This window comes from Muriicola soli (assembly GCF_004139715.1).
GTDB classification, from domain to species: domain Bacteria; phylum Bacteroidota; class Bacteroidia; order Flavobacteriales; family Flavobacteriaceae; genus Muriicola; species Muriicola soli.
Genome location: NZ_CP035544.1, coordinates 1,863,382 through 1,876,048 on the forward strand (window position 1 = coordinate 1,863,382; position 12,667 = coordinate 1,876,048).

The window sequence follows — 12,667 nt, forward strand, 5'->3', positions numbered from 1 at the left end:
CTTATAATTTTCTCTTTATCTTTGGTTCTCACACCATTATTATTAATCATTTTAACGTTTGAAAATGAAAAAAAGTATCGTTATCCCCTGTTTTTTCGTTGTAATGACCTTTATCTCTTGTGCTCAGAAGACGGATAATGAGTTGAAAAAACCGGAAGAAATGATCGTTTCGGCGGATTTGATTGTAGACGGATTGCAAATTCCGTGGGGAATGGTATTTCTTCCTGATGGGAGTATGTTGATTACCGAAAAATCAGGAGAAATCATCCATTACAAAGAGGGTGAAAAGACACAAATCAACAACGTTCCCGAGGTCTACCTAAGAGGGCAGGGAGGATTATTAGACATTGAACTCCATCCCTCATATGAGGAGAACGGGTGGCTATACCTTTCCTACTCTTCAGAAGAAGGCGATGACAAAGGAGGGAATACAGCTATTGCCAGAGCCAAACTGCAAGGAAATTCTCTGACCAATGTCGAGGTGCTTTACAAAGCAACTCCTAATACTACCCGCGGGCAACACTTTGGTTCCCGACTCGAATTTGATAACGAAGGCTATCTCTACTTCACCATTGGGGAACGGGGCGACAGGGATGTAAATCCACAGGATCTCACTCGTGACGGAGGAAAAGTCTACAGGATAAATGACGATGGTTCTATCCCAAGTGACAACCCTTTTGTGAACGAACAAGGGGCTAAAGCGGCTATTTACACCTATGGGAACCGAAATCCGCAGGGAATGCTCAAACATCCCGAAACCGGGGAAATCTGGATCCATGAACACGGACCTAGGGGTGGAGATGAGATCAATATTGTAAAAAAAGGGGCAAATTACGGCTGGCCGGTAATTACGTATGGGATCAATTACAGTGGTACCCCAATAACCGATAAAACAGAAATGGAAGGGATGGAACAACCCATTCATTACTGGGTACCCTCCATTGCTCCCAGCGGAATGACCTTTGTCACTTCAGATATCTATCCCGAATGGAAAGGTGATCTACTGGTAGGCTCACTCTCCTTTCAATATTTGGAACGTCTGCAAATGGATGGTGAAAAAGTGACTTACCGCGAAGAATTACTCGAGGACATCGGAAGGGTGAGAAACGTAAGACAGGGGCCTGACGGATATATTTACGTAGCCGTTGAAGGCAAGGGAATTTACAAATTAGTGCCTAAAGCTTAATCCTGATTTAAAACTGGATTTTATTTACTGCAGGCGTCTATGGCCTTTTTTACCGAGCCGTATTTCTGCAGGGTTTCGGCTGCTGTTTGATAGTCTAAGTTCAGACTTTCCATTAAATATCTGGTGCCGCGGTCTACGAGTTTATTATTACTCAATTGCATGTTCACCATTTTATTTCCTTTTACCCTGCCAATTTTAATCATCAGCGCTGTAGAGATCATGTTCAGAGCCAGTTTCTGAGAGGTTCCCCCTTTCATTCTGGTACTTCCCGTGACAAATTCGGGTCCTACCTCCATCTCAATGGGAATTTCCGCTGCCAAAGCAAGGGGAGATCCCGGATTATTGGTGATGCCGGCAGTGAGTAATCCTTTTTTTCGAGCCGTAGAAATTCCGCCGATTACATAGGGAGTAGTTCCTGATGAGGCGATACCTACCACCGTATCAGAAGTATTGATATCAAAAGCCTGAAGATCCTTCCAGGCCTGTTCTGTATCATCTTCGGCATATTCAACCGCCTTGCGAATCGCGGAGTCTCCACCTGCGATAATACCAATAACACGGTCGTGTGAAAGGCCAAAAGTGGGCGGAATCTCAGATGCGTCAAGTATCCCTAGTCGGCCACTCGTACCTGCCCCGATATAAAAAAGTCGGCCTCCGGCAAGGAACCTGTCTGTAAGGGCTTCCACCAATTGCTCAATCCTTGGCATTGCTTCAGAAACTGCTAAAGCAACTTTTTGATCTTCCTTATTCATATTTCTCAGCAATTCAGCAGTGCTCATCTGTTCCAGATGATCGTAATCTGAAGCCTCTTCGGTAATCTTTTTGAATTCGGACATGGCTATAACAGGCGTAGATCCTGATTTCTGAATGGGTTTAACAAGGCGCTCTCCGGCGGTAATTCCGTAATCATCGAATTGATAGCGTGGATATCACAAGTTTTAAACCGATGCTGGGAATTTAACTTTTCAGAGATACACAAAAGTATAGTTTTTTTGGAAGCTCGGATGACTGCTTTTTTGAGTTGCACTACATCCCAGTCAAATTCTGTCAAACCGTGAAGTGAATCTACATAACCCGTTCCGATAAAAGAATAGTCGAAGCGTACTTCGGCGAGGCGCTGTATGGTATACGCTCCATGAGAAATCATTGATTCCCTGGAGATTCTCCCGCCTATAAATATAAGATCTACATTGGGCATACCTGCCAATTGCAGTGCCACAGGGAGGCTGAAGGTAAAACAACTAAGTTTTATTTTGGGGGGAATCATGCGTGCCATCTCCAGGCAGGTTGTTCCCCCATCGATAAAAATTACATCCCCATTCCTCAATATCCCCACGGCTTTTTCTGCAATAGAGATCTTTTCATTCAGGGCATAAACATTAGAACTCCTGGTAGAGGTATGGGTATATCCCAGTGAGATCGCACCCCCGTGAACCTTCCTGAGTTTGCTACTGGCGTCGAGTTCCTTCACATCCCTGCGAACGGTGTCAACGGAAACCTCGAGCTTTTCAGATAGATCAGTGAGCAAAACCCGGTTATGAAGGTCAACCTCGTTTAATATTAGTTGTTTACGCTCTTCTTTTAACATCTGTAAGGGATTTTTAGCAATTCAATTATGCTGTTTTATGCTTTTATTGAACAAATATAATTACTAAATAGCAATTAACTGCATTATTTCTTGCAAAATACTGCATATTTAAAAATAATTCTATACTTTTGCCTCGTATAACACTTTAATCCAACACTATGATTTCCTCCCTTCCAGCTTCTGAAACCGGTTCTTTTCCAACCGATGACGAATCGCGTAAATTTGAACGGATCAACACCAAGATTCATCAAAATTCTGAAGAGGCCTCTTTTTATGTAGCCAACGAAATTGCTGAACTCATCCGCCAGCGTCAGAAAAGTGGCAAAAACGCTGTACTTGGCCTTGCTACGGGGTCTACCCCAACCAAAGTTTATGAATTCCTGGTAAAGTTTCACAAGGAGGAGGGGTTGAGCTTTAAAAACGTGATCACCTTCAATCTCGATGAATACTACCCAATGGCTGCTGATTCGATACACAGCTATGTGAGATTTATGGGGGAACACCTCTTTGATCATATCGATATAAAAAAATCCAACATCCATATTCCAGACGGTACTCTCGAAAAAGAAGATGTAAAAGACTATTGCCGGGCTTATGAACAAAAAATACTGAAGGCAGGCGGACTAGACATACAAGTGCTGGGGATCGGGCGAACAGGTCATATCGGCTTTAATGAACCGGGTTCTACGCTGTCAAGTAAAACAAGGCTCGTACGTTTAGACAGAGTTACGAAACTGGATGCTGCCAGTGATTTCTTTGGCCTGGAAAACGTGCCCTCCAGGGCGATTACCATGGGTGTAGGAACCATACTCTCCGCAAAACGGATTATCCTAATGGCCTGGGGCGAAGGAAAGTCAGACATTATTAATCAGGCTGTGGAAGGACCCGTACGTGAGTCGGTCCCTGCAACTTTCCTGCAGCATCACGATAATTGCGACTTTATCCTGGACGAAGCTGCAGCCTCTGCTCTAACACGCGTAAGCACCCCCTGGCTTGTAAGCGAATGCCAATGGGACGACATTCTAATCAAAAGGGCCACTATCTGGCTTTCAGAAAAACTGAACAAAGCTATTCTGAAATTGACCAACGAGGATTATAACGAATACGGAATGGGTAGCCTTATTGCTGAAGTGGGATCTGCTGAACACATAAACCTTATCGTCTTCAACCAGTTACAACGCACTATTACAGGATGGCCAGGGGGGAAACCAAATGCGGATGACAGCAAAAGACCGGAAAGAAAAGAACCCTACCCCAAAACCTCACTTATCTTCAGTCCGCACCCCGATGATGATGTTATTTCCATGGGGGGTACTTTGCTCCGACTGGTAGATCAGGGACATGAAGTACACGTCGCCTATCAGACTTCCGGAAATATCGCTGTCTTTGACGACGAGGTCATCCGCTTTCTAGATTTTGCCAGGGAAGTAGAGGAAAACAACAAAGAGCTGCAAAAACAAGTCAGGGAAGTCAGACAATTTCTGGATAAAAAACTACCCGGACAAGTCGACAGTCCGCAAATCCAAAATTTCAAGGGCCTGATCCGAAAAGGAGAAGCACTTTCCGCATGCAGGTACTGCGGTGTTAAAGAATCCAATGCCCATTTCCAGAACCTGCCTTTTTACGAAACGGGGACGGTAAAGAAAAAGCCATTTTCAGATGCCGACATTCAACAGACCTATGAATTATTACAGGAGATTCAACCTCATCAGATCTTTGCCGCAGGAGATTTATCCGACCCGCATGGCACTCACAGGGTATGCCTGAACATTATCTACAGGGCTCTTGACAAATTGGTAAAGGAAAAGGCGTCCTGGCTCAAAGACTGCTATGTCTGGCTTTACCGAGGTGCCTGGCAGGAGTGGGATATCGCCGATATGGAAATGGCGGTACCTATTGGTCCGGCAGATATGGAACGGAAAAAAAATGCCATCTTTAAACACCAGTCTCAAAAGGATAGCGCGATGTTCCCGGGGAATGATAATCGAGAATTCTGGCAAAGAGCTGAACAGAGGAACAAAGAAACCGCAAAGAACTACAATGCGCTCGGCCTAGCCGAATACGAGGCCATAGAAGGCTTTGTGCGCTATCACTTTATGTAGAAAAGAACTTATTCAGCAAGCCAAATATTTTAGTGAAGCAGGAAGCCTAACCAAAGTTTAATTTTTACATTTAGCCTGAAGAGCTGGTATGATACAAAAAAATAAATGGGCGTGGGCATGGGTACCTACCCTATACTTTACCCAGGGTTTACCTTATGTCATGGTGGTTACTGTTTCGGTGATCATGTACAAAAAACTGGGGATCAGTAACGCAGATATCGGCCTGTATACCAGCTGGCTTTACCTGCCCTGGGTGATCAAACCCTTGTGGAGCCCCTTCCTCGATTTGATAGGCACTAAACGCAATTGGTTTCTGTTTATGCAATTGCTGGTCGCCCTTTCCTTTCTGGCCATCGGCTTAACCCTTCCAACCAATATCTTTTTTATCACCACCCTGGCTTGCTTCTGGATGGCAGCATTTGCTTCCGCGACCAATGACATAGCTTCCGATGGGTACTATATGATCGGACTGACCGAAGAGAAGCAATCTTTTTTTGTGGGTGTTCGAAGTACATTCTACAAGCTGGCCAATGTTACCGGACAAGGTCTACTGGTAATCTTAGCGGGGTTCCTTGAAAATTACTACGGGGATAATACAAAAGCATGGTCGGTTACCATGATTGCCGCTGCCGGACTCATGCTATTATTTACAGTTTCCAATGCTATTTTCTGTCCTAAATTTGAATCGTCCAAAGCGATTGTCCTCGACAAGCCCAATAGCTTCCTGGAGGTATTTACATCTTTTTTCAAAAAACCCGGTATAGGAATGGCCCTGGCCTTTATCCTTTTCTTCAGACTGGGTGAGTCCCAACTGGTTAAAATGGCTTCTCCTTTTCTTCTCGATCCACCCGAAGCAGGTGGCCTTGGATACACTACAGCTGAAGTGGGAACCATATACGGAACAATAGGGGTGATTATGCTCACTGTAGGGGGTATTCTCGGAGGAATCCTTATTTCCAGACATGGCTTAAAAAAATGGTTCTTCCCCATGGTACTCTCCTTGAACATTCCGAATGCGTTTTACGCTTTCCTGGCCATCACTGAAACCAGCAACTTAGGTGCTGTTGTAACAACAGTCATTTTAGAGCAGTTTGGATACGGCTTTGCCATTGCCGGTTTTATGGTATATCTGATTTATATTGCTGAAGGCATTTCTAAAACCTCCCATTACGCCCTGGCAACAGGGTTTATGGCCCTGGGCATGATGCTTCCCGGATTGATCAGTGGATATATGCAGGAATGGCTGGGCTATGATGGCTTTTTTATATGGGTCGTATTAGCAGCACTACCCTCCCTTATTTTATTAAAGTACATTAAATATCCTCCTGAATATGGGAAAAAACGGGCAAGCTAGTCTGGGTGTGATTCCTTACGCCGAGGCAACTAAAAAACTCACGCTAAAAGAAAAGGTAGGGCAATTTTTTATGCCTGCGGCTTTTATCAATGATACGGAGGAAGAGATCCTGGCACTCCAATCTTTAGTTTCCCGAGGTGCGGTTGGGGGGATTTGTTTCTTCCACAGCAGGGCAAGTGCAGCCACGAATTTTGAAGGTAAAAAGGAGGTAGTTTACAATGCAGAAAGTTTTTCCGTACTCAAAGGTCTTATCCAAAGGTATCAGAGAGCTGCTAAGTATCCTCTACTTATCAGCATTGATGCTGAATGGGGGCTGGCAATGCGGATAGAGGAAACCCCTCAATATCCATATGCTATCACCCTGGGAGCTGCCAATGATCCTCTGCTCATCTATGAAATAGCTAAAACCATTGGAAGCGATTGCAGAATTGCCGGGATTCACTGGAATTTTGCTCCCGTGGCCGACATCAATAGCAATCCTGATAATCCTGTTATTGGATACCGATCCTTTGGCGGCGACAAAGAAAAAGTAAGTGTCTGCGCTACAGCCTTCTCGAAAGGACTTCAGGATGCAGGAATTCTCAGTTGTGCCAAACACTTCCCGGGCCACGGTGACACGGCTACAGATTCACATCTTCAGCTACCCGTAATTGATAAGACGAAAACCGATCTCCTCAAGGAAGAACTCGTTCCCTTTAAAGCCTTGATTAGGAACGGAGTTGACGCTATTATGGTTGGGCATATATCACTCCCTGAAATTACTGATGGACAACAAACCTCAGCCTCTGTATCGAAACATATTATCGGAGACCTGCTTCTCGATACTCTTAATTATAAAGGGGTCGTGGTTTCTGACGCCTTGAATATGCGTAGTGTCTCCAATTCTTTCAACGAAAAAGGTATGTTGGAATGGGCTGCTTTTAATGCCGGGACAGATGTTTTATGCTTTGCCGAAAATGTAGTGGAAGGAATCGAACAGATTTGCAATACAGCTGAGGAAAATCAGATAGAGGCCAGTTTTAAAAAGGTGTGGACCCTCAAGGAGAAAGGGATTAATAAGCAGGGGAAGGAAGCTGAAAAACTAAGCTCTCCTTTAAATCTCAACGAAAGAATAGCGAGAAAAAGTCTGACCCTATTTCGCGGTACAGAGGCTGAAATTCAAAAATTTAGAGAAGATGATTTTAATGCTATTTCAATTGGGGCTGATACCGAATCACAATTCCTGAAAAAAATTGGATGGGAAAAAGAAAAGTACTTCACCCTGGAAGAGAACGGGAATTTCCAAAAACTGAAAAATAAGATTGGTTCCCAAAAACAACTTCTGCTCGCAGTGTACCTGCCTACTGCCAAACCTGTGGATGCTTTTGGTTTAGGAAAGGGAAAGCTCGAAATACTCATTGAACTTTTGAGTCATTACGATTCAATTCTTTATCTTTTTGGAAATCCTTATTTTCTCAGACTTTTGCCAATAGAGACTATGAAAGGAATTGTCATTGCTTATCAGCATCTCGATGGTTTTGAAATGATTGCAGCCGAACACTTTTTAGGTAATTTTACGGCAACAGGATATTTGCCGGTCAAATTATAAAAATCAAATGAAGACGTATAAAGTTATAGGAATGATGTCGGGCACCTCCCTTGACGCCCTTGATCTGGCCTATTGCCACATCAGAAAACCCCTTACACGCTGGGAATTTGAAATTGTAAAAACAAGGAGCATTTCCTATGATCAGAAGCGAAGGAAAAAATTACAGGAAGTCATAAGCTACCCCGCAGATCAAATGTTAAGTCTTCACAATGAATACGGTATATGGCTTGGGGAACAGGCCAAGAGTTTTGCTGAGGATGAAAGTTTGGATGTCGACTTTGTTTCAAGTCACGGGCATACCGTACATCATCAGCCTGAGAAAGGCCTGACCTTCCAATTGGGATCCGGACAGCATTTAGCCAATGCGTCGGGGATGAAGACGATCTGTGATTTTCGGACCAATGATGTTGCCCTGGGAGGACAAGGAGCCCCCCTTGTTCCGATAGGAGATCACTTTCTTTTTAATTCTTATGATTTTTGCCTGAACCTGGGAGGTATCAGCAATATTTCCTTTTCTCATGAGGAGAAACGCATTGCCTACGATATCGGTGTGGCGAATATGTTACTCAATTTTATTACTTCCAGAAAGGGTCTGGCCTATGACAAAGGTGGAATGCTGGCGCGAAAGGGAAAAATGATCCCATCTCTGCTTCAATCCCTCAATGATCTTAACTACTATAAACAGCCATTTCCAAAATCGACGGGATATGAATGGTTTTCAAAAGAGATCGTGCCTCTTATCAAAGGATTGAAACATCCTATGGAATCCCTTTTACATACAAGCGTGCATCACATTACTGAACAGATTAGCAGAGCGATCAAAAAAATTCCGGCAGAAGGCGAGAAATCCCTGCTTATAACAGGGGGAGGCGCATTTAATACCTTCCTTATCGAAGTGTTACAGGAAAAATTAGGAGCCCAGGTAACCATTCAAACCCCTACAGACCAGCTGATCGAATTCAAAGAAGCCCTGGTCTTTGCATTTATGGGAGTACTCCGTCTGGAACAGGAGATCAATGTATTACACTCGGTAACGGGAGCTCGCCGTGATTCCTCTTCCGGTGTACTGTACTTACCCGCTTAACAATTTCTGATCAATTACCTACAACGGAATGTTCCCGTGTTTTTTTGGCGGCATGGCAACCTGTTTTTTCTCGAGTGAACTGAAGGTTTTGATCAGCTTCCTCCTGGTTTCCCTCGGAGGTATTACTTCATCGATAAAGCCTCGACTAGCTGCCCTAAATGGATTAGCGAATTTCTCGGCGTATTCCGCTTCTTTTTCTGCCAGCTTTTTATCAGGATCATCAGCGGCCTTGATCTCTTTTCTAAAAATAATTTCACTGGCACCTTTAGCGCCCATCACTGCGATCTCAGCGGTTGGCCAGGCATAATTGAAATCGGCCCCGATATGCTTGGAATTCATCACATCGTAGGCACCACCATAGGCTTTCCTCGTAATAACAGTTACCTTGGGCACAGTAGCCTCGCTAAGGGCATAGAGCAATTTAGCTCCATGTACTATGATTCCGTTCCATTCCTGGTCTGTTCCGGGAAGAAAGCCAGGAACATCCACGAGAACCAATAACGGGATATTAAAGCTATCACAAAAGCGTGTAAATCGGGCTGCCTTTCTCGAACTGTTTACATCGAGTACTCCTGCCAGAAACATGGGTTGGTTAGCAACAATACCTATGCTTTTTCCCGCCAAACGGGCAAATCCTACAATTATATTTTCTGCAAAATCTTTGTGAATTTCAAAGAAACTGTCTTCATCAATAATCCCGCCGATCACCTCGTGCATATCATAAGGTTTATTTGGACTGTCCGGAACAAGGTCTTCTAAGACATCACGCATCTCATCTTTTAATTCAAAAGGCAGGTCTCTGGCCTTTTCTTTGTGACTTTGAGGCAGATAGCTCAGCAGTGTTTTTACATCTTCAAGGCACTCTACATCATTGGAAGAAGTCTTGTGGGCCACTCCTGATTTGATGGCATGGGCGCTTGCACCTCCCAGTTCCTCAGCTGTAACTTCTTCATTAGTTACCGTCTTAACCACATTGGGCCCGGTAACGAACATATAACTTGTATCTTCTACCATCAGCGTGAAGTCGGTAATCGCAGGAGAGTACACCGCTCCACCAGCACAAGGCCCCATGATCGCCGAAAGCTGCGGGATTACGCCTGAAGCCTTTACATTTCTATAAAAAATATCAGCGTAACCTCCCAATGACCTAACCCCTTCCTGTATTCTTGCTCCGCCGGAATCGTTTAATCCGATTACGGGAGCTCCCACATTCATTGCCAGGTCCATGATCTTACAAATTTTTTCAGCATGGGTTTCGGATAGAGCACCTCCAAAAACAGTAAAATCCTGAGCATAGACATAAACCAACCTACCGTGGATGGTACCGTAACCTGTCACTACACCATCACCGAAATAGATCTCTTTATCCATTCCAAAATCTGTAGTTCTATGGGTCACCAAAATCCCCATCTCCTCAAAAGATCCCTCATCGAGCAAGTAAGCGACCCGTTCCCGTGCTGTTAACTTCTTTTTCTGGTGTTGTTTATCGATTCGATGCTGACCCCCACCAAGCTTGGCCTGTTGGATCCTATCGTTTAATTTCTTGTAATTATCACTCATCTTTTATGAAGTTGGGGTTCTAAGGAGTTTCTGGTCTTGCAAATATTGCTTCAAGGCCACATAAGCTGCGATCTCTGCTTCCTGCAGTGCCTTCTTCTTTAGTATTTCAGGGGAATAGTGGTCTTTTACAAAATGGGTGTCGAAGTTCCCGGAGCGAAATGCTTCGTGTTCACAGACAAATAGTCCGAAGGGCAAGGTCGTTTGCACACCTTCCACTTCGTATTCCTCTATGGCCTTGGCCAATCGTTGTATGGCTTCTTCCCTGCTTTTTCCATAGGTAATCAATTTTGAGAGCATGGGGTCGTAGTAAATGGGTATTTCCATCCCTTCCTTAAAGCCATTGTCAACCCTCACTCCTTCGCCACCAGGTAAACGATAACGTTCCAGGGTACCTACACTGGGAAGAAAATTATTCAGCGGATCTTCGGCATATACCCTGAGTTCCAAAGCGTGACCCTTTATTTTCAGGTCTTCCTGTTTCATGTCAAGCGCTTCTCCCCTGGCCACCCTGATCTGTAACTCAACCAGATCTACGTCTGTGATTAGCTCCGTTACAGGGTGTTCAACCTGTAATCGGGTGTTCATTTCAAGAAAGTAGAAATTGAGATCGGCATCCATCAGGAATTCAACGGTCCCTGCGCCAAGGTAGTCGCAGGATCGTGCCACCTTCGTAGCTGCTATTCCCATTTCTTTCCTCAGCTCAGGCGTTAAAATAGCTGAAGGCGCTTCTTCCACCACTTTTTGATGCCTTCGTTGTATGCTGCATTCCCGTTCAAAGAAATACAGGATATTACCATGTGCATCAGCCATAATCTGTATTTCAATATGACGAGGTGAATTCACGTATTTTTCGATAAAGACAGAGCCATCACCAAACGCTGATGTAGCCTCAGAAATAGCCCTTTCCATCTGTGATTCCAGGTCTTTTTCTTGCTCCACTATCCGCATTCCTTTCCCTCCACCTCCGGCAGAAGCCTTAATCAAGATGGGAAAGCCTATTTCCTTTGCAATACTCTTCGCCTTTTCAATATCAGCAATGGCCTCGTCTATTCCGGGCACCATTGGGATGTCATAATTTTTAACGGCTTCCTTCGCCGCCAGCTTGCTCCCCATCATCCGAATGGCTTTCGGTTTAGGCCCGATAAATATCAGTCCGCTCTTTGTTACCGCATCTGCGAAATCAGCATTTTCACTTAGAAATCCATAGCCGGGGTGTATGGCATCGGCCCCCAGGCGTTTAGCCTCGTCAATGATGCGGGATCCGTTGAGATAGGATTCTTTAGAAGGAGCTTCGCCTATACAAACGGCTTCATCTGCGTAGGTGACATGAGGCGCATGCCTGTCGACCGTAGAATACACCGCCACGGTTTTAATGCCCATTTGCCTTGCGGTTTTCATCACCCTGATGGCAATTTCTCCTCTGTTGGCTACCAGTATTTTTTTCATATATTATTTACTAGTTATTCGTAAGAAATAAGCAGTTGTTTTTTATCTACGGTTTCCCCTGCCTTTACCGAAATTTTCTTAATTACTCCCTCCCTCGGGGAGGTAATCACATTCTCCATTTTCATGGCTTCCAGGATGATTAGCGGAGAGTCTTCCTTTACCGAATCGCCCTCTCTTGCCTTTATTTCCAGGATGAGTCCGGGCATAGGCGCAGAAATCGCCGTTATATTTTTTGCAGATCCGAGCGAAAAGCCCATACGTGATATTTGCTGATCTAATTCATCGGCCAGCACTACCTCGTAGACTTCATTTTTCACCTTCACCTTATAGGTTTTACTCAGGAAGTCACTCCCAACCACCTCAGCTGTAAAAGGCTTGTTTTCTTTTAAAACATGGTATTTAGATGGTGCTGTTTGAAGGATGTCTGTCTTTTCCAGATCAGACGCTGTGAGGGAAAATTCGTGTGTCTCATTTACGGAGACTTTAAACTTTTGAGGCATAATTAACGGATGGTTTCACAATTGAAAGAACGGAAATATATGTAAAAAATGGATGTTCGGAAAATAATATTTCCAGTTGTATTTCCGCTATTGATTTCAGCACTGCTCAAATCTGAGACAAAGGTAATTCTCATCGACTTTCCAATATATGATCTCTATCATATTTTGGCAAGCTGATCCTTCGTAATTATGCCAGATAAATTGATGTAGTGGAGAGGATAAATAATACATCCAAATCCGTATTTTTGGACAAAAGATT

Annotated in this window: 10 protein-coding genes; 5 read left to right on the plus strand and 5 right to left on the minus strand. The window is 44.1% G+C overall.

Features of this window, described 5'->3' with window-relative positions:
- Nucleotides 1-64 precede the first annotated feature (64 nt).
- Nucleotides 65-1,186, plus strand: coding sequence for a PQQ-dependent sugar dehydrogenase (locus tag EQY75_RS08440; protein WP_129604894.1), 1,122 nt, complete (start codon nucleotides 65-67; stop codon nucleotides 1,184-1,186).
- A 20-nt stretch (nucleotides 1,187-1,206) separates the two neighbouring features.
- Here EQY75_RS08440 and murQ read toward each other — a convergent pair whose 3' ends face one another.
- Together murQ and EQY75_RS08450 are read right to left on the minus strand one after the other, a co-directional pair.
- Nucleotides 1,207-2,022, minus strand: coding sequence for an N-acetylmuramic acid 6-phosphate etherase (gene murQ / locus EQY75_RS08445; protein WP_129604897.1), 816 nt, complete (start codon nucleotides 2,020-2,022; stop codon nucleotides 1,207-1,209).
- A gap of 2 nt (nucleotides 2,023-2,024) precedes the next feature.
- Entirely contained in the window at nucleotides 2,025-2,774 is a 750-nt protein-coding gene (locus tag EQY75_RS08450; protein ID WP_129604900.1) for a DeoR/GlpR family DNA-binding transcription regulator, read from the minus strand.
- Nucleotides 2,775-2,932: 158 nt separating this feature from the next.
- On the opposite strand from EQY75_RS08450, the gene nagB reads away from it, so the two are divergent.
- The 4 genes from nagB to EQY75_RS08470 all read left to right on the plus strand — a co-directional run bounded on the left by nagB (nucleotide 2,933) and on the right by EQY75_RS08470 (nucleotide 8,902).
- Nucleotides 2,933-4,876 (plus strand): glucosamine-6-phosphate deaminase, encoded by a 1,944-nt coding sequence (nagB, locus tag EQY75_RS08455; RefSeq protein ID WP_129604903.1) that lies wholly within the window; start codon nucleotides 2,933-2,935, stop codon nucleotides 4,874-4,876.
- Nucleotides 4,877-4,964: 88 nt separating this feature from the next.
- On the plus strand, nucleotides 4,965-6,230 hold the full coding sequence (locus EQY75_RS08460) for an MFS transporter (RefSeq protein ID WP_129604906.1): 1,266 nt from the start codon (nucleotides 4,965-4,967) through the stop codon (nucleotides 6,228-6,230).
- A complete protein-coding gene (locus EQY75_RS08465; protein ID WP_129604909.1) occupies nucleotides 6,208-7,818 on the plus strand; it encodes a glycoside hydrolase family 3 protein in 1,611 nt (536 codons plus the stop codon). Before EQY75_RS08460 ends, EQY75_RS08465 begins: the two co-directional genes overlap by 23 nt.
- Before the next feature lie 7 nt (nucleotides 7,819-7,825).
- Nucleotides 7,826-8,902 carry an anhydro-N-acetylmuramic acid kinase gene (locus EQY75_RS08470; RefSeq protein ID WP_129604911.1) on the plus strand — a complete coding sequence of 359 codons (1,077 nt, stop codon included), beginning with the start codon at nucleotides 7,826-7,828 and terminating at the stop codon, nucleotides 8,900-8,902.
- A gap of 18 nt (nucleotides 8,903-8,920) precedes the next feature.
- Here the strand turns inward: EQY75_RS08470 and EQY75_RS08475 are convergent, their stop codons facing one another.
- Genes EQY75_RS08475 through EQY75_RS08485 form a run of 3 tightly spaced genes read right to left on the minus strand, consistent with a single transcriptional unit; the run spans nucleotide 8,921 to nucleotide 12,408 of the window.
- Entirely contained in the window at nucleotides 8,921-10,462 is a 1,542-nt protein-coding gene (locus EQY75_RS08475; RefSeq protein WP_129604914.1) for an acyl-CoA carboxylase subunit beta, read from the minus strand.
- Nucleotides 10,463-10,465: 3 nt separating this feature from the next.
- The gene (gene accC / locus EQY75_RS08480) at nucleotides 10,466-11,908 is read right to left on the minus strand and encodes an acetyl-CoA carboxylase biotin carboxylase subunit (RefSeq protein ID WP_129604916.1); all 1,443 of its coding nucleotides are present in this window, start codon (nucleotides 11,906-11,908) and stop codon (nucleotides 10,466-10,468) included.
- A 14-nt stretch (nucleotides 11,909-11,922) separates the two neighbouring features.
- Nucleotides 11,923-12,408 carry an acyl-CoA carboxylase biotin carboxyl carrier protein subunit gene (locus tag EQY75_RS08485; protein WP_129604918.1) on the minus strand — a complete coding sequence of 162 codons (486 nt, stop codon included), beginning with the start codon at nucleotides 12,406-12,408 and terminating at the stop codon, nucleotides 11,923-11,925.
- Nucleotides 12,409-12,667: the final 259 nt, after the last annotated feature.